General features: G+C 59.0%; 19 protein-coding genes. 12 read left to right on the forward strand and 7 right to left on the reverse strand.

Annotated features, from left to right (window positions below; genetic code table 11):
- The first annotated feature begins 187 nt into the window (after positions 1 to 187).
- The 11 genes from GTU76_RS06060 (at position 188) to GTU76_RS06110 (ending at position 8,400) form a co-directional block, all read left to right on the forward strand.
- Positions 188 to 1,162 carry a KpsF/GutQ family sugar-phosphate isomerase gene (locus GTU76_RS06060; protein ID WP_175555334.1) on the forward strand — a complete coding sequence of 325 codons (975 nt, stop codon included), beginning with the start codon at positions 188 to 190 and terminating at the stop codon, positions 1,160 to 1,162.
- Entirely contained in the window at positions 1,162 to 1,686 is a 525-nt protein-coding gene (locus tag GTU76_RS06065; RefSeq protein WP_016984152.1) for a KdsC family phosphatase, read from the forward strand. The genes GTU76_RS06060 and GTU76_RS06065 overlap by 1 nt, the downstream gene beginning before the upstream one ends.
- Before the next feature lie 8 nt (positions 1,687 to 1,694).
- Positions 1,695 to 2,267, forward strand: coding sequence for an LPS export ABC transporter periplasmic protein LptC (gene lptC / locus GTU76_RS06070; RefSeq protein WP_016984153.1), 573 nt, complete (start codon positions 1,695 to 1,697; stop codon positions 2,265 to 2,267).
- Positions 2,254 to 2,799 (forward strand): lipopolysaccharide transport periplasmic protein LptA, encoded by a 546-nt coding sequence (gene lptA / locus GTU76_RS06075; RefSeq protein ID WP_016984154.1) that lies wholly within the window; start codon positions 2,254 to 2,256, stop codon positions 2,797 to 2,799. Before lptC ends, lptA begins: the two co-directional genes overlap by 14 nt.
- Positions 2,799 to 3,524 (forward strand): LPS export ABC transporter ATP-binding protein, encoded by a 726-nt coding sequence (gene lptB / locus GTU76_RS06080; protein WP_008085069.1) that lies wholly within the window; start codon positions 2,799 to 2,801, stop codon positions 3,522 to 3,524. Before lptA ends, lptB begins: the two co-directional genes overlap by 1 nt.
- Positions 3,525 to 3,711: 187 nt before the next feature.
- On the forward strand, positions 3,712 to 5,202 hold the full coding sequence (locus GTU76_RS06085) for an RNA polymerase factor sigma-54 (RefSeq protein ID WP_016984155.1): 1,491 nt from the start codon (positions 3,712 to 3,714) through the stop codon (positions 5,200 to 5,202).
- 73 nt (positions 5,203 to 5,275) lie between these two features.
- Complete coding sequence (hpf, locus tag GTU76_RS06090; RefSeq protein ID WP_007912419.1) at positions 5,276 to 5,584, forward strand: ribosome hibernation-promoting factor, HPF/YfiA family; 309 nt, start codon at positions 5,276 to 5,278, stop codon at positions 5,582 to 5,584.
- A 12-nt stretch (positions 5,585 to 5,596) separates the two neighbouring features.
- Positions 5,597 to 6,061 (forward strand): PTS IIA-like nitrogen regulatory protein PtsN, encoded by a 465-nt coding sequence (ptsN, locus tag GTU76_RS06095; RefSeq protein ID WP_016984156.1) that lies wholly within the window; start codon positions 5,597 to 5,599, stop codon positions 6,059 to 6,061.
- A gap of 2 nt (positions 6,062 to 6,063) precedes the next feature.
- Entirely contained in the window at positions 6,064 to 6,921 is an 858-nt protein-coding gene (gene rapZ, locus GTU76_RS06100) for an RNase adapter RapZ (RefSeq protein ID WP_016984157.1), read from the forward strand.
- A 15-nt stretch (positions 6,922 to 6,936) separates the two neighbouring features.
- Positions 6,937 to 7,212 carry an HPr family phosphocarrier protein gene (locus GTU76_RS06105; protein WP_016984158.1) on the forward strand — a complete coding sequence of 92 codons (276 nt, stop codon included), beginning with the start codon at positions 6,937 to 6,939 and terminating at the stop codon, positions 7,210 to 7,212.
- Between the two features lie 132 nt (positions 7,213 to 7,344).
- A complete protein-coding gene (locus GTU76_RS06110; RefSeq protein ID WP_016984159.1) occupies positions 7,345 to 8,400 on the forward strand; it encodes a hypothetical protein in 1,056 nt (351 codons plus the stop codon).
- A 55-nt stretch (positions 8,401 to 8,455) separates the two neighbouring features.
- Here GTU76_RS06110 and GTU76_RS06115 read toward each other — a convergent pair whose 3' ends face one another.
- The 6 genes from GTU76_RS06115 to pmbA form a co-directional block, all read right to left on the reverse strand.
- On the reverse strand, positions 8,456 to 9,349 hold the full coding sequence (locus GTU76_RS06115) for a ZIP family metal transporter (RefSeq protein WP_180698252.1): 894 nt from the start codon (positions 9,347 to 9,349) through the stop codon (positions 8,456 to 8,458).
- 30 nt (positions 9,350 to 9,379) lie between these two features.
- On the reverse strand, positions 9,380 to 9,991 hold the full coding sequence (locus tag GTU76_RS06120) for a superoxide dismutase (RefSeq protein WP_026000533.1): 612 nt from the start codon (positions 9,989 to 9,991) through the stop codon (positions 9,380 to 9,382).
- Between the two features lies 1 nt (position 9,992).
- Positions 9,993 to 10,433, reverse strand: coding sequence for a hypothetical protein (locus tag GTU76_RS06125; protein ID WP_016984162.1), 441 nt, complete (start codon positions 10,431 to 10,433; stop codon positions 9,993 to 9,995).
- A 27-nt stretch (positions 10,434 to 10,460) separates the two neighbouring features.
- The gene (locus tag GTU76_RS06130) at positions 10,461 to 11,837 is read right to left on the reverse strand and encodes a class II fumarate hydratase (RefSeq protein WP_016984163.1); all 1,377 of its coding nucleotides are present in this window, start codon (positions 11,835 to 11,837) and stop codon (positions 10,461 to 10,463) included.
- Positions 11,818 to 12,225 carry a hypothetical protein gene (locus GTU76_RS06135; protein ID WP_016984164.1) on the reverse strand — a complete coding sequence of 136 codons (408 nt, stop codon included), beginning with the start codon at positions 12,223 to 12,225 and terminating at the stop codon, positions 11,818 to 11,820. Before GTU76_RS06135 ends, GTU76_RS06130 begins: the two co-directional genes overlap by 20 nt.
- A 249-nt stretch (positions 12,226 to 12,474) precedes the next feature.
- Positions 12,475 to 13,821, reverse strand: a complete 1,347-nt coding sequence (gene pmbA, locus GTU76_RS06140; RefSeq protein WP_371929228.1) for a metalloprotease PmbA — start codon at positions 13,819 to 13,821, stop codon at positions 12,475 to 12,477.
- A gap of 108 nt (positions 13,822 to 13,929) precedes the next feature.
- Between pmbA and yjgA the strand changes: the two genes are divergently transcribed.
- A complete protein-coding gene (yjgA, locus tag GTU76_RS06145; RefSeq protein WP_007915377.1) occupies positions 13,930 to 14,454 on the forward strand; it encodes a ribosome biogenesis factor YjgA in 525 nt (174 codons plus the stop codon).
- Between the two features lie 51 nt (positions 14,455 to 14,505).
- On the opposite strand, the gene tldD is transcribed toward yjgA, so the two are convergent.
- Positions 14,506 to 15,948 carry a metalloprotease TldD gene (gene tldD / locus GTU76_RS06150; RefSeq protein ID WP_034154473.1) on the reverse strand — a complete coding sequence of 481 codons (1,443 nt, stop codon included), beginning with the start codon at positions 15,946 to 15,948 and terminating at the stop codon, positions 14,506 to 14,508.
- Positions 15,949 to 15,952 lie beyond the last annotated feature (4 nt).

Consider the following 15,952-nt stretch of genomic DNA (forward strand, 5'->3'; position numbering starts at 1 on the left):
ACTATATCACTGCAAAGGCCAAGCGCCCAAGGCTTGTGCCTGCCGGTGTTCGGCGATATGACAGGTCTGCGGGGTATTTTTCCGGGTTTTGGTAACGAGGAATGACAAAGCACGACGAACTTGCGTGAGGCTTTGCAACATAACCGCTATAATCGCCGCCTTTTCATCGGGCTATACGATTTCTGACATGAGCCAATCCAGCGACCTGATTCAATCGGCACAACGCACCATCCAACTCGAAGTGGAGGCCGTACAAGGCTTGCTGCCCCATATCGACGCCGATTTCGTACGCGCTTGCGAGATGATTCTGGCCAGCAAAGGCCGTGTAGTCGTGGTCGGCATGGGCAAATCCGGGCACATCGGCAACAAGATTGCCGCGACCCTGGCCAGCACCGGCACCCCGGCTTTTTTCGTGCACCCGGCCGAAGCCAGTCATGGCGACATGGGCATGATCACCCGTGATGACGTGATCCTCGCTCTGTCGAACTCCGGCTCGACCAACGAAATCGTCACCCTGCTGCCGCTGATCAAACGCCTGGGCATCCAGCTGATCAGCGTCACCGGCAACCCGCAATCGCCGCTGGCCAAGGCTGCCGAGGTCAATCTCAACGTTCACGTCGAGCATGAGGCTTGCCCGCTGAACCTGGCGCCGACCTCGTCGACCACTGCGGCCCTGGTCATGGGGGATGCGCTGGCCGTGGCGCTGCTGGAAGCCCGCGGCTTTACCGCAGAAGATTTTGCCTTTTCCCATCCGGGTGGCGCCCTTGGCCGTCGCCTGCTGTTGAAAGTGGAAAACGTCATGCACGCCGGACAGGAGTTGCCGCAAGTACAACGCGGTACGCTGCTCAAGGACGCGCTGATGGAAATGACCCGCAAAGGTCTGGGCATGACCGTCATCCTCGAAGCCGATGGCAAACTGGCCGGGATCTTCACCGACGGCGATTTGCGCCGGACCCTGGATCGCAGCATTGATATCCGTAGCGCCACTATCGACCAGGTGATGACGGCCCACGGCAAGACTGCCCGGCCCGAAATGCTTGCCGCCGAAGCCCTGAAAATCATGGAAGACCACCGAATCAACGCACTGGTCGTTGTGGATGAAGATGATCGCCCGGTCGGCGCCTTCAACCTCTCCGATCTGCTGCGCGCAGGAGTGATGTAATGAGCAACGATCTGCTGCAACGCGGCAAAGCGATCAAACTGGCGGTGTTCGACGTCGACGGCGTTCTCACCGACGGTCGCCTGTACTTCCTTGAAGACGGCAGCGAATTCAAGACCTTCAACACCCTCGATGGTCAGGGCATCAAGATGCTGATGAACGCTGGCGTACAGACCGCCATCATCAGTGGCCGCAAGACGCCAGTGGTCGAACGCCGGGCGAAAAACCTCGGCATCCCGCACCTGTTTCAGGGACGCGAAGACAAATTGGTCGTTCTCGACGGCCTGCTTGAGCAACTGGGCCTAAGCTATGAACAGGTCGCCTATCTCGGTGACGACCTGCCCGACCTGCCAGTGATCCGCCGGGTCGGTCTGGGCATGGCCGTGGCCAACGCTGCCGATTTCGTCCGCGAACACGCCCATGGCGTTACCCAGGCTCGCGGGGGCGAAGGTGCCGCCCGCGAATTCTGTGAATTGATCCTGCGCGCCCAGGGCCGCCTCGATGCGGCCAACGCCGCGTACCTGTGAGCCAAACCATGTTCAGCAAAAAATTTCGTAACTTCCTGCTGTTCGGCTGCATCGCTGCGATTTTCGCAGCGGTCGGCTATTGGAATATCAGCCCGGAACGCTTTCTCGACAAACCACCGGCCACCTCGGTGGAAACACCTATCGACTGGTATGCAACCAACACGCATACCCTGCAATACCTGCCGGATGGCAAGGTGCAGTATGAAATGACCTCCGAAAAAGCCGAGCACGTGAAGGCAACCGACGTCACGCTCGTGACCAAACCCGACCTGAACATGTATCGCGGAACGGAATTTCCGTGGCACGTGACCAGTGAGCGCGGTGAAGTGAACTCAGGCGGTACCGAAGTCGAACTGATCGACTCGGTACGCGTTGCGCGCACCGATGAAAAGAAGCGTGACATCCTGATCACTTCCACTCGCATGACCGTGTTCCCGCAGCAGGAATATGCGCAGACCGAGCAACCCGTTAGAATCGACGGCGCTGGCGGTGTATCGACTGGCGTTGGAATGAAAGCGTACCTGAAGGAAAGCAGGATACACCTGCTATCGAACGTAAGAGGACAGTATGAGGCTCGTTAAAACCCTCCCTATTTTGCTCAGTCTGGGCGCAGCACTGGGAAGCGTGAGCGCCTGGGCTCTGCCGAACGATCAGCAGCAACCTATCCGCATTCAGGCCGACGACGCCCAACTGGATGACAAGAACGGCATCGCTACCTATAAGGGTGATGTGATCATCACCCAGGGCTCGATGATCGTTAAAGGCAACACTGTCACCATGACTCGCGCACCGAATGGCGATATCGACGTAGTGACCTCCGTGGGCAACCTGGCTTACTTCGAGCAGTTGCAAACCCAGGGCGATACCAAACCGGTTCAAGGCTACGGCGTGACGATTCAATACCATGCCCAGCAAAACCGCGTCGTGCTGATCGACAAGGCCAAGGTCGTCGACAAAGACGGCAACGTCACTCAGGGCGAGAAAATCGTCTATGACACCGTGAAGAAACTGGCCAGCGCCGGCCGCGCTACCGGCAGCAAGGTCACCGAGACGCGTCCGCGCATCGACATGGTGATCCAGCCGAAGAAGAAAACCGACGAGAAAACCCAGTAATGGCAACTCTGAAAGCTCAGCACCTGGCCAAGGCCTATAAAAGCCGCCAGGTCGTGCGTGATGTCAGCCTGTCGATCGACAGCGGCCAGATCGTCGGTCTGCTCGGCCCGAACGGTGCCGGCAAGACCACGTGCTTCTACATGATCGTTGGCCTGGTGCAGGCCGATCAGGGCCGCGTGCTGATCGATGATCTGGACGTCAGCCATCAGCCAATGCACGGCCGTGCAAAGGCTGGCATCGGCTATCTGCCGCAAGAAGCGTCGATCTTCCGCAAACTGTCGGTGGCCGACAACATCATGGCCATCCTCGAGACCCGTCAGGAACTCGACAAGGCCGGTCGCCGCAAGGAGCTGGAAAGCCTGCTGCAGGAATTCCACATCAGCCACATCCGCGACAACCTCGGCATGAGCCTTTCCGGTGGTGAACGCCGCCGGGTGGAAATCGCTCGCGCGCTGGCAACGGCACCGAAATTCATCCTGCTCGACGAACCGTTCGCCGGTGTCGACCCGATTTCGGTCGGCGACATCAAGCAGATCATCCACCACCTCAAGGCCAAGGGCATCGGTGTATTGATCACCGACCACAACGTCCGTGAGACGCTGGACATCTGCGAAACCGCGTACATCGTCAACGATGGCCAGCTCATTGCTGAAGGCGATGCAGAAACCATCCTGGCCAACGATCTGGTCAAGGAAGTGTATCTGGGTCACGAGTTCCGCCTGTAAGCGTAACAGTGCCCGGTGCGCCGCCCGGGCGCTGTTTCGATTCAAGCAGGATTTAATACGCTTTAATTGTTACAGCGCTCTAGGCAAACACTTCAGTTTCAGGCATATAATTTGCTTAAGTTTGGCGCCCCGGCGCCCTGTAGTGGATGGCGCATAGCGCCGGCGAATAAGGTGTTAAGCCCCTGCCATGAAACCATCGCTAGTCTTGAGAATGGGCCAGCAGCTGACGATGACACCGCAGCTGCAACAGGCCATCCGCCTGCTCCAATTGTCGACCCTGGATCTGCAACAGGAAATCCAGGAGGCTCTGGAATCCAATCCGATGCTCGAACGCCAAGAAGAAGGCGACGACTTCGACAATTCCGATCCGATGGCCGACAACGCCGAACAGAAACCCACTGAAATCCAGGAACCTTCCTATCAGGAAACCGCCCCGACGGTGGACAACCTCGAGGACGGCGAATGGAACGAACGCATCCCCAACGAGCTTCCGGTCGACACGGCCTGGGAAGACGTTTACCAGACCAGCGCCAGCAGCCTGCCCAGCAGCGATGATGACGAGTGGGACTTCACCACCCGCACCTCCGCTGGCGAGAGCCTGCAAAGCCACCTGCTGTGGCAACTGAACCTCGCGCCGATGTCCGACACTGATCGCCTGATCGCCGTGACCCTGATCGACTGCATCAACAATCAGGGCTACCTGGACGAAACCCTCGAAGAAATCCTCGAAGCGTTCGATCCGGAACTGGACATCGAACTGGACGAAATCGAAGCCGTTCTGCACCGCATCCAGCAGTTTGAACCGGCCGGCATCGGCGCCCGCAACCTTGGCGAGTGCCTGCTGCTGCAATTGCGCCAGCTGCCAGCCAAGACGCCTTGGCTGGCTGAAGCCAAGCGTCTGGTCAGCGATTACATCGACCTGCTGGGCGGCCGCGACTACAGCCAGTTGATGCGGCGCATGAAGCTCAAGGAAGACGAGTTGCGCCAGGTCATCGAGCTGGTGCAAAGCCTCAATCCGCGTCCGGGCTCACAGATCGAGTCCACTGAAGCCGAATACGTCGTCCCTGACGTCATCGTACGCAAGGACAACGAGCGCTGGCTGGTCGAGCTGAACCAGGAATCGGTGCCGCGCCTGCGCGTCAACGCCCAGTACGCCGGTTTTGTCCGTCGCGCCGACACCAGCGCCGACAACACTTTCATGCGCAATCAGTTGCAGGAAGCTCGCTGGTTCATCAAGAGCCTGCAGAGCCGCAACGAAACCCTGATGAAAGTAGCCACCCAGATCGTCGAGCATCAGCGCGGTTTTCTGGAGTACGGCGACGAAGCCATGAAACCGCTGGTGCTGCATGACATCGCCGAAGCCGTGGGCATGCACGAATCGACGATTTCCCGGGTGACCACGCAGAAATTCATGCATACCCCGCGCGGTATTTATGAACTGAAATACTTTTTCTCCAGCCACGTCAGCACCTCTGAAGGCGGCGAATGCTCGTCCACGGCGATTCGCGCGATCATCAAAAAACTGGTTGCCGCGGAAAATCAGAAAAAGCCGTTGAGTGACAGCAAGATCGCTGGTTTACTGGAGGCACAAGGCATTCAGGTGGCTCGCCGCACCGTCGCCAAGTACCGCGAATCCCTCGGGATCGCGCCTTCGAGCGAACGCAAGCGGTTGATGTAAGCCACGTTACAGCGTTCCAGTGGCAGGCTATCCAGCCTGCCGCTTTATGCACTGGCAACGAAGGAGAAGCTGTATGCAAGTCAACATCAGTGGACACCAACTGGAAGTGACCCAACCTCTGCGTTCCTATATCGAGGAAAAACTCCAACGACTGGAGCGACATTTCGACAAGATCACCAACGTGCAAGTCACGATGTGCGTCGAAAAGCTGAAGCAGAAAATCGAAGCCACCTTGCATATTCCCGGCAGCGAAGTGGTCGCCAACGCAGAAGATACTGATATGTACGCTGCGATCGACTCACTCACCGACAAGCTGGATCGCCAACTCAAAAAGCATAAGGAAAAGACCCAGAGCCTCCTCCAGGGCGCGACCGGTCGTTAACACCCCTAACCCATGATCCGACTTGAAAACATCCTGACCCCCGGCCGTTCCCTGGTGAACGTGCCGGGCGGCAGTAAAAAGAAAGCCCTCGAACAAATTGCCAACCTTATCCATAAAGAAGTGCCGGATCTGGCCATGCAGGATGTCTTCGAGGCATTGATTGCCCGTGAAAAACTCGGCTCCACCGGTTTTGGTAACGGCATCGCCATTCCCCATTGCCGCCTCAAGGGTTGCGAAGCACCCATCAGTGCACTGATGCACCTTGATGCACCGATCGATTTCGACGCCATCGACGGCGCCCCGGTTGACCTGCTTTTCGTATTGCTTGTCCCGGAAGCCGCAACCGATGCGCACCTGGAGTTGCTGCGTCAGATCGCCAGCATGCTCGATCGCAAGGATGTACGCGAAAAACTGCGCAGCGCTCAGAGCAACGAAGCCTTGTATCAGGTTGTCCTGGACGAGCAGAACGGGCAGTAATCATGCGCTTGATCATCGTCAGTGGCCGTTCCGGCTCGGGTAAAAGTACCGCATTGGATGTCCTTGAGGACAACGGCTACTACTGCATCGACAACCTGCCGGCAGGCTTGCTGCCGGAACTGGCCGAACGTGCGCTGATTCACACTGAACTGGCGCAGCCGCTGGTGGCCGTATCGATCGATGCGCGCAACCTGCCGAGCCACCTGACGCGCTTTCCCGAACTGCTTGAAGATGTGCGCAGCAAGCACATCCAGTGCGACGTCCTGTATCTGGATGCCGACGAAGAAACCTTGCTCAAGCGTTTTTCCGAAACCCGCCGTCGCCATCCGCTGAGCAATGCCAACCGCTCGCTGGCCGAGGCGATCCAGGATGAAACCGCCCTGCTCGGCCCGATTGCCGACCTCGCGGACCTGAAGATCAACACCACCAATCTGAACCTGTATCAGCTGCGCGACTCCATCAAGCTCCGTCTGCTGAACCAGCCGGAGCCGGGCACGGCGTTTCTGGTCGAGTCATTCGGCTTCAAGCGCGGCATGCCGGTGGATGCGGATCTGGTGTTCGATGTGCGCTGCCTGCCCAATCCGTACTGGAAGCCGGAACTGCGCGCGCAATCCGGTCTCGATGAACCGGTAGCCGAATACCTGGCATCCCAGCCCGAGGTCGAAGAAATGTTCCAGGACATTTTCACCTACCTGCACAAATGGCTGCCGCGCTTTGCCGCCAGCAACCGCGCCTATGTCACCATTGCCATTGGCTGCACCGGTGGGCATCACCGCTCCGTCTACCTGACCGAACGCCTGGGTCAGGCCCTGCAGAAAACCCTGAAGAACGTCCAGGTTCGCCACCGCGACCTCACTTAAAGGATTCACACCGCGATGCCTGCTCTGGAAATCGAAATTATCAACAAACTGGGCCTGCATGCCCGTGCATCGGCCAAGTTCGTCGGGGTGGCCGGGCAGTATCCGGATTGCACGATCAGAGTGGGCCGCACGCCGGAAACGACCGTTGATGGCAAAAGCATCATGGCGATGATGATGCTCGCCGCAGGCAAGGGCACGAAGATCTATTTGAGTACCGAAGGCCATCAGGAACAGGAAGCGCTGGACTCGCTGGTGGCGCTGATCAACAACTATTTCGATGAAGGCGGTTGATTGAGTTGATCCCACAACAGATGCCCTTGGCGATGAACATGGACAGTGTGCGTCTCATCTGCTCGCTTCAGTAATCCTCCCGTAGCACATTCCCGAGCAATGATCGCTCCATGAGAAAAAGGACTTTTCGCAGTGACAACAGATCCCTACAGCATTGTTATTAGTGAGCCAGACGATGGCAACTTGCTTTCGCTGCCCGTCGATCGCGAGAAACTGAGCAGTTTCATTTCTGGACTACTTGGCCAGCCACAATCGATCGAAGGAGAGATGCACGGTATTTTCAATATTGACCATGAATGGCTTTTGCATATTCATGCACTCCTTGACCAGCGGATCAGACAGAATCACTCCACACTGACGGCTTTCAAGGGCTCAATATTTTTCAAGAACGGAAAGAAGCGCACCCTTGAAACGCTGGACTCGTTTCTGCATTACTCAGAAACGAAGAAAATGACTTCTGTGGCGGTTCGCCTTACGTGGACCTACCTGATTAATTTCCCCGACAAGTCCATTCCCGAAAAGCAGGAAATAACTTTTTACGCGGCAGCAACTCCACCACAGGCCGCGGGACCTATGGACCCGATCAGGTGGCTGCTGTCCACGAGATCCGAGCCGGGTGTCATCTCCTATAAAATCCACCACACCGAACGCAGTTGGGGTGACGACATCGATACGATATTGGGCCAGCAAGTTGAACTTGCAATGGAAAAACCCAATCGTTTCACCTCGCTCCTTTCGACGTCCTTGTTCTTTCTGACGTTTGTACTTTTTCTGGCCGGGGCCATGTTGCCGGAAGGTATGAATACATTGATTCAGGAACGCCATATAGAAGCTGTTTTTTCGACTTATTCCGTTCAGGCTCAAATACCCACGACCGATCTTGCTTCGGTCGGGGAGAAACTTGATCTGGCCCTTAAAGCGCTTGATCCAAGAAACTCGGCGAATCAGGTCGGCTTCCTGTATCGCGTTGTCAGTCTTCTGCTGACAGGCTTGCTCGCAATGTGGTGTTTCTACTTGTCGGGCAAGGGCAAACCGTCCTATGTGGTACTGAGCAAGGAAACGGAAAAATTACGAGACAAGGAGTTGAGTGCGGTTCGCCGGAATTACCTCCTCGCCACGTTCTCATTCCTGGCAAGTATCGCTGCCGGCGTTATTGGTAACTACGTGTACCTGGCTCTGTCATCCTGACTACTGGAGGCGGGGGGGATACTCTCCCCCTTGAGCACCGGTAAAGGAAACCGAACTACCCCAACGCGGTATCCATCACCATCATCAGACAAAACCCGATCAGAAGCCCGAGGCTGGCCAGCTTGTCGTGACCGTTGCGTCGCGACTCGGGAATCACTTCATGAGTCACCACCAGCAACATTGCCCCCGCCGCCAGTGCCAGACCTAACGGCAACAATACCTGCGCCAGGCTGACCAGCCACGCACACAACAGGGCAAATACCGGCTCGACCAGACCTGACGCCGCCCCGATCAAAAACGCTTTGACCCGCGACATCCCTGCCCCGGCCAGCACCAACGCAATCACCAGACCTTCCGGCACATCCTGCAAGGCGATGCCCATGACCAGACTGTCAGCATCCGGCATGCCTCCGCCGGCAGACACGCCGACAGCCATGCCTTCAGGGATGTTATGGGCAATGATGGCGAACACGAACAGCCAGATCCGTGGCGGAATCACCGGATGTTCGACAGTGCCGACAAGCATTTCCGGGGACGCACCGGAAACCTTGCGATCAACCAGATACAGCCCGAACGCTCCGAGCATGATGCCAAAACAGATCAGGCCACTGCCGCCCCACGGAGTCAGACCGAGGCTTTCAGCGGCCGCGATGCCCGGCACGATCAGCGAAAACGCCGTCGCCGCCAGCATCACCCCGGCGCCAAAACCCAGCAAGGTATCGTTGAGTGCCTGTGGCATGCGCCGAATCACCAACACCGGCACCGCGCCAAGCGCCGTGCCGAGGGCGCAGATCGCGCCACCCTGCAACGCCCGCGACAGCCTCGGCTGCAGATTCAACCATTCCAGCCCGTGAGCGACCAGCAAGGTCATGCCCGCCAACAGCAACAGCGATCCCACTGCGTAACGAAACATACGCCCACTTCCGATCGCCAGTGTCTCAGTGCCCATAGTCAGCCTTGGATTGTTTTTATAGAAGACTTAAACCAGTGCGGCCTGATAGCGCGCAGCCACTTCAGGCCAATTGATCACGTTGTAGAACGCATTGATGTATTCCGGGCGACGGTTCTGATAGCGCAGGTAATAGGCGTGCTCCCAGACGTCGAGACCGAGGATCGGCGTGTTGCCATTCATCAACGGGCTATCCTGATTGCCGCTGCTTTCCACGATCAGCTTCTTCTGCGGGGTCACGCTGAGCCAGGCCCAGCCGCTGCCGAAGCGGGTCAGCGCGGCTTTGGTGAAGGCATCCTTGAAACTGTCGAGGCCGCCCAGTTGCTCATCGATGGCCTTGGCCAGTGCACCGTCCGGTTTGCCGCCGCCGCTTGGCACCATGACTTCCCAGAACAGCGAGTGATTGGCGTGACCGCCGCCCTGATTGATCACCGCCGCACGCAGTTTTTCCGGCAGTTGCTGAACACTGGCGACGAGTTTTTCTACCGGCCATTCAGCGTACTCAGTGCCTTCTACGGCGGCGTTTAAGTTGTTGATGTAAGTCTGGTGATGCTTGGTGTAGTGAATCTCCATGGTCTGCGCATCGATATGCGGCTCAAGAGCGTCGTAGGCGTAAGGCAAGGCAGGCAAGGTAAAAGCCATTTCAATGGACTCCATGGTGGTGTGGGGCAGGCGCGCGGCGCGCATTGCCGGTATCCGGGTGCAGCAGACGCTGGGTGCGCGGGTATTCGCCGTGTTCGCTGATGAAATTCAGCAGCTCGACGTAGGTCTTGCTGCTCTGGCGCAGCGCCGCTTCACGCAATGCCAGGCGCTGACGTTCGTCCTGCATGGTCTGCAGCAGCCGTTGATGAATAGCGCAGAGGTATTCGGCGCTCTCCTCCGGCTGATTCAGGCGCAGGTGCAAGTCCGCCAGGTTGTGATGGGAGATGACGCAGGCCGCCACCGCTTCGTCAGCATCCGCCCAGCGTTCGAACAACACTTGCGCCAGGGCCAGGGCCTGCAGGTAAGCCTCACGGGCGTCGATCAGTTCGCCGAGCATGAAGCAGCGATTGGCCCGTTCGATCGTGCGTTTCCAGTGCTCCATGGTGAGCCTCCAAAGCGGTTGCGGGGTTTACACGCCGCCGGCGGTGAGTTTCTCGGGATTGAGCAACTCTTCCAGTTGGCTGCGCGACAGATTGGTGTGTTCCAGCGCAACGTCAATCACCGCGCGGCCTTCTTTGTAGGCCTGCTTGGCGATTTCGGCGGCCTTCTGGTAACCGATGATCGGGTTGAGCGCGGTGACCAGAATCGGGTTGCGCGACAACGCTTCTTTCAAGCGCGATTCATTGACCTTGAAGCTGGCGATGGCTTTGTCACCGAGCAGGCGGCTGGAGTTGGCCAGCAGTTCGATGCTGCTCAACAGGTTCTGCGCGATGATCGGCAACATCACGTTGAGTTCGAAGTTGCCCGACTGGCCGGCGATAGTGATCACCGAATCGTTACCGATGACTTGCGCGGCGACCATGGCAGTGGCTTCCGGGATCACCGGATTGACCTTGCCCGGCATGATCGACGAGCCCGGCTGCAAAGCTTCGAGTTCAATTTCGCCGAGACCGGCGAGCGGGCCGGAGTTCATCCAGCGCAGGTCGTTAGCGACTTTCATCAGCGACACAGCGGTGGCCTTGAGCTGGCCGGAGACGGCGACGGCGGTGTCCTGCGAGCCGATTAGCGCAAACAGATCCTTGCCCGGGGTGAATTGCACGTCGGTCAGTTGGCTCAACTGACGGCTGAAACGAGCGGCGAACTCAGGATGTGCGTTGATCCCGGTGCCGACCGCCGTGCCGCCCTGCGCCAACGATTGCAGGCTCGGCAGCAAATCCTGCAGGTGGCCGATGTTGGCCTTGAGCTGCTGCGCCCAGCCATTGAGTACCTGGCTCATGCGCACTGGCATCGCGTCCATCAAATGCGTACGGCCGGTTTTGACGTGGTGATGCACCTGCCCGGCTTTTTGCTCGATCACTTGCACCAGGTGCAGCAGCGCCGGCAGCAGTTGTTCGTGCAGGGCCAGTGCGGCACTGACGTGGATGGTGGTCGGGATGATGTCGTTGCTACTCTGGCCGCAGTTGACATGATCGTTGGCGTTGACCGGCTCCCCGAGCAGGCGGCTGGCGAGAGTCGCGATCACTTCGTTGGCGTTCATGTTGGAACTGGTGCCGGAGCCGGTCTGGAAGATATCCACCGGGAAATGCTGCATGAAATCGCCTTCGAGCAGGCCTTGGGCGGCATCGCTGATGGCTTTGCCCTGCGCGGCGCTGATCTGGTTGAGCTCAACGTTGGCCCGAGCGGCGGCGGCTTTGGCGAGGATCAGCGCGCGGATGAATTGCGTCGGCATCGGCTTGCCACTGATCGGGAAGTTATCCACTGCGCGCTGGGTTTGCGCGCCGTAGAGAGCGTCCACCGGCACCTGCAGTTCGCCCATGCTGTCGCGCTCAATACGTGTCTTGGTCATCGGTAAATCCTTGGACTAATTCAATGAGAGGAATCGAGGGAAGCAGTTCGCAAGTGGCGAGCTGCCAGGTGTAGCGTTGCCAGCGATTGAGCCGGCAGTTGCACAGGGACAGGCGCTCCATTTCACGCAACGGGCGCCAGGCTTGATCGAGGCAGATGCTCCGCCAGTGCCACGGCAAGGCGATGTCAGTGGCCGTGTCGAGCAGCAGACGGAAGGAGGTTTCAGCGATGGTCCAAGGCGAGGTCGCGGTGCAACAAGACAGATACCGGCCTTCGGCGAGGTAATGTTCGATCAGGCGCGGCTCATCGGGATCCATCGCGCAACGGATCTGGCGACTCATCCAGCGCCAGCTTTCGAGGTACGGCTGCTCGTGCAAGGCAGAACTCATGATCCGGGGCTCATCCGATAATGAGATTTATTATTAGATGATAATGAGAACCAAAACAAGAGCGTCTGGTTACACACACTCCATTGTGGGAGCGAGCTTGCTCGCGAAGGCGTCGTGTCAGTCACCATGACGGTCGGCAGTTAAACCGCTTTCGCGAGCTGGCTCGCTCCCACATGGGTTTCGTGTGGAGCCAATAAAAAAGGCGCGCTACCCGGTGGGGTGGCGCGCCTTTTGTGTGACAGTTGCGGTTTAGCTGCCCGCGACAGTCATCCGCTCGATCAACACCGAGCCGGTGCGAATGTTGCTGCGTAGCTCCAGGTCGTTACCCACGGCCACGATCTGTTTGAACATGTCACGCATGTTGCCGGCGATGGTGACTTCCTGCACCGCGAACTGGATTTCACCGTTCTCGACCCAGAAACCCGCCGCCCCGCGCGAATAGTCGCCGGTGACCATGTTCAAACCATGGCCCATCAATTCGGTGACCAGCAAGCCACGGCCCATGCGCTTCAACAGCGCCGCCTGGTCTTCGTCGCCATGGGTGACGAACAGGTTATGCACGCCGCCGGCGTTGGCGGTGCTTGGCATACCGAGCTTGCGCCCGGAGTACGTGCCGAGGATGTACGACACCAACTCGCCCTTTTCGACGAACGGTTTGGCATACGTCGCCAGCCCATCACCGTCGTACGAAGCACTGCCCATTGCGCGCATGAGGTGCGGACGCTCATCGATGGTCAGCCATTCAGGGAACAATTTTTGCCCCAGAGTGCCTTCAAGGAACGACGATTTGCGATACAGACTGCCGCCGGACACTGCGGAAAGAAAACTGCCAAACAGACCACCAGCCAGTTCTGCGGAAAACAGCACCGGCACTTCGCAGGTCGGCACCGGACGCGCGCCCAGACGGCTTGCCGCGCGTTGCGCAGCACGCTGACCGATGCTCACCGGATCCGCGAGCAGGCTGCCCTGACGGTTTACGTCATACCAGTAATCGCGCTGCATCTGGCCATCGGCCTCGGCAATCATCACGCAACTCAAGCTGTGCCGGGTCGAAGCGTAGCCACCAATGAAACCGTGGCTGTTGCCGTAAACCCGGCAGCCCTGATGGGTGCTGAGGGTCGTGCCGTCGGCGTTCTTGATCCGCGCGTCGGCGTCGAACGCCGCCGCTTCACAGAGCAAGGCCTTCTCGATCGCTTGCTCTGGCGTAATGTCCCACTCGTGAAACAGGTCGAAATCGTGCTGTTCCTTGGCCATCAACGCCGCATCGGCCAGACCCGAGGCCTCGTCTTCTGAAGTGTGTTTAGCGATGGCCAGAGCCGCAGCGACGGTTTCGCGAATTGCGTCCGGACCGGTCGCCGAGGTGCTGGCCGAGCCTTTGCGCTGGCCCACATACAGCGTGATGCCAAAACCCTGATCGCGGTTGAACTCGACGGTTTCGACTTCACGCTGACGCACCGAAGTCGACAGGCCCTGCTCCAGCGACACCGCTACTTCGCAGGCACTGGCGCCCTGACGCTTGGCTTCGGCGATGATCTGCTCGACTTGTTCCTGCAGTGCCGGCAATGCCTGCGGGCCGACGCTTTGAACTGCACTCATGCTCATCTCCACTCAAATTCTGCTTTCGGCTGGGGTCATCGAGCGACCGGGCCGGACAAGCGGCCCCCGACTGGTTATCATGGCGGCGTTTCTTTGCGGACTGCCACCATGGTTGATTCTTACGACGACTCCCTCGATACGGGAGAAAAAAGCAAATCTCAGGTCAAACGAGAGCTGCATGCTCTGGTTGACCTCGGCGAGCGCCTGACAACACTCAAGCCAGACTTGATCGCAAAACTGCCGCTGACCGACGCCATGCGCCGGGCTTTGGCCGATGCGCCCAAGCACACCGCGAACATCGCGCGTAAACGGCATTTGCAGTTCATCGGCAAACTGATGCGCGACCAGGACACGGACGCCATTCTCACGTTGCTCGATCAACTCGATGCCTCGACTCGTCAGTACAACGAGCGTTTCCACAATCTCGAACGCTGGCGTGATCGCCTGATCGCAGGCGACGATGCCGTGCTGGAAAAATTCGTCGTCGAGTACCCGGACGCCGATCGCCAACAACTACGCTCCCTGATCCGTCAGGCTCAGCACGAGGTTGCGCAAAACAAACCTCCTGCTTCCAGCCGCAAGATCTTCAAGTACATCCGTGAGCTGGACGAGACTCAACGCGGTCTGCGTTGATATTCGCCACCGGGTGGCCGCCCTGCGCGCCACCCGAAGCTCCACCTCTTCTTATGCGCCCGTGCCCCCCACGGTGATCGCATCGATTTTCAGCGTCGGCTGACCCACGCCTACCGGCACCGACTGCCCATCCTTGCCGCACGTGCCCACACCGCTGTCCAGCGCCAGATCGTTACCGACCATCGACACCCGGCTCATTGCCTCAGGGCCGTTGCCGATCAACGTCGCGCCTTTGACCGGCGCGGTGATCTTGCCGTCTTCGATCAGGTACGCCTCGCTGGTGGAGAACACGAACTTGCCGCTGGTGATATCAACCTGACCGCCGCCGAGGTTGGCGCAGTAGATGCCCTTCTTCACCGACGCAATGATTTCCGCCGGATCGCTTTCGCCACCGAGCATGTAAGTGTTGGTCATGCGCGGCATCGGCAGGTGTGCGTAGGACTCACGACGACCGTTACCGGTGCGGGCCACACCCATCAGACGCGCGTTGAGCTTGTCCTGCATGTAGCCTTTGAGTACGCCGTTTTCGATCAGCGTGGTGCACTCGGTCGGGGTGCCCTCGTCGTCGACGCTCAGCGAACCGCGACGGCCACTCAAAGTGCCGTCATCGACGATAGTGCAAAGTTTCGAGGCAACCATTTCGCCCATGCGCCCGCTGTAAGCGGAACTGCCCTTGCGGTTGAAATCGCCTTCCAGACCGTGGCCGACGGCTTCGTGCAGCAGCACGCCAGACCAGCCCGAGCCCAGTACTACCGGCAACGTACCGGCCGGTGCCGGAATTGCTTCCAGATTCACCAGCGCCTGACGCAGCGCTTCACGGGCATAGCCCATGGCGCGGTCTTCGGCGAGGAAATAACGGTAGTCGGTACGCCCGCCGCCGCCATGCCCGCCACGCTCGCGACGGCCATTCTGTTCAACGATCACGCTGACGTTGAAGCGTACCAATGGCCGCACATCTGCCGCCAGGCCGCCGTCGGTGGACGCCACCAGAATCCGCTCCCAGACGCCAGCCATGCTGACGCTGACCTGCTGAATACGCGGGTCGAGCGCGCGGGTAGCCACATCAATGCGCTTGAGCAGCTCGACTTTCTCGGCGCGGCTCAGCACTTCCAGCGGGTTGTCCGGCGCGTACAGTTGCGCGACATCCTGCGTGGTGAACGCCTGCACCGTGCCGTTCTGCCCGGCGCGGGAGATCGAACGCGCGGCGCGGGCGGCTGCGCCGAGGGCTTCGAGGGTGATCGCATTGCTGTAGGCGAAACCGGTTTTTTCACCAGACTGCGCACGTACGCCGACACCCTGGTCGAGATTGAAGCTGCCTTCCTTGACGATGCCGTCTTCCAGCGCCCAAGACTCGGAGATCTGGCCCTGGAAATACAGGTCGGCGGCGTCGATGCCGGGGCCGGCCAGATCGCCGAGGACGCCTTGCAGGCTCTCGATCGTCACGCCGCCGGGCGCCAACAGGTGATCACTGACTGAGGACAACAACTCGCTCATAGGT

This window comes from Pseudomonas crudilactis, assembly GCF_013433315.1.
Lineage (GTDB): Bacteria > Pseudomonadota > Gammaproteobacteria > Pseudomonadales > Pseudomonadaceae > Aquipseudomonas > Aquipseudomonas crudilactis.

Excerpts from the sequence above, each read along its gene's own strand:
- lptB (WP_008085069.1), top strand. The coding sequence starts at position 2,799 with ATGGCAACTCTGAAAGCTCAGCACCTGGCCAAGGCCTATAAAAGCCGC.
- GTU76_RS06065 (WP_016984152.1), top strand. The coding sequence starts at position 1,162 with ATGAGCAACGATCTGCTGCAACGCGGCAAAGCGATCAAACTGGCGGTG.
- rapZ (WP_016984157.1), top strand. The coding sequence starts at position 6,064 with ATGCGCTTGATCATCGTCAGTGGCCGTTCCGGCTCGGGTAAAAGTACC.
- lptC (WP_016984153.1), top strand. The coding sequence starts at position 1,695 with ATGTTCAGCAAAAAATTTCGTAACTTCCTGCTGTTCGGCTGCATCGCT.
- hpf (WP_007912419.1), top strand. The coding sequence starts at position 5,276 with ATGCAAGTCAACATCAGTGGACACCAACTGGAAGTGACCCAACCTCTG.
- pmbA (WP_371929228.1), bottom strand. The coding sequence starts at position 13,821 with ATGAGTGCAGTTCAAAGCGTCGGCCCGCAGGCATTGCCGGCACTGCAG.
- tldD (WP_034154473.1), bottom strand. The coding sequence starts at position 15,948 with ATGAGCGAGTTGTTGTCCTCAGTCAGTGATCACCTGTTGGCGCCCGGC.
- GTU76_RS06130 (WP_016984163.1), bottom strand. The coding sequence starts at position 11,837 with ATGACCAAGACACGTATTGAGCGCGACAGCATGGGCGAACTGCAGGTG.
- ptsN (WP_016984156.1), top strand. The coding sequence starts at position 5,597 with ATGATCCGACTTGAAAACATCCTGACCCCCGGCCGTTCCCTGGTGAAC.
- yjgA (WP_007915377.1), top strand. The coding sequence starts at position 13,930 with ATGGTTGATTCTTACGACGACTCCCTCGATACGGGAGAAAAAAGCAAA.
- GTU76_RS06120 (WP_026000533.1), bottom strand. The coding sequence starts at position 9,991 with ATGGCTTTTACCTTGCCTGCCTTGCCTTACGCCTACGACGCTCTTGAG.
- GTU76_RS06085 (WP_016984155.1), top strand. The coding sequence starts at position 3,712 with ATGAAACCATCGCTAGTCTTGAGAATGGGCCAGCAGCTGACGATGACA.
- lptA (WP_016984154.1), top strand. The coding sequence starts at position 2,254 with ATGAGGCTCGTTAAAACCCTCCCTATTTTGCTCAGTCTGGGCGCAGCA.
- GTU76_RS06105 (WP_016984158.1), top strand. The coding sequence starts at position 6,937 with ATGCCTGCTCTGGAAATCGAAATTATCAACAAACTGGGCCTGCATGCC.
- GTU76_RS06115 (WP_180698252.1), bottom strand. The coding sequence starts at position 9,349 with ATGGGCACTGAGACACTGGCGATCGGAAGTGGGCGTATGTTTCGTTAC.
- GTU76_RS06060 (WP_175555334.1), top strand. The coding sequence starts at position 188 with ATGAGCCAATCCAGCGACCTGATTCAATCGGCACAACGCACCATCCAA.
- GTU76_RS06135 (WP_016984164.1), bottom strand. The coding sequence starts at position 12,225 with ATGAGTTCTGCCTTGCACGAGCAGCCGTACCTCGAAAGCTGGCGCTGG.
- GTU76_RS06125 (WP_016984162.1), bottom strand. The coding sequence starts at position 10,433 with ATGGAGCACTGGAAACGCACGATCGAACGGGCCAATCGCTGCTTCATG.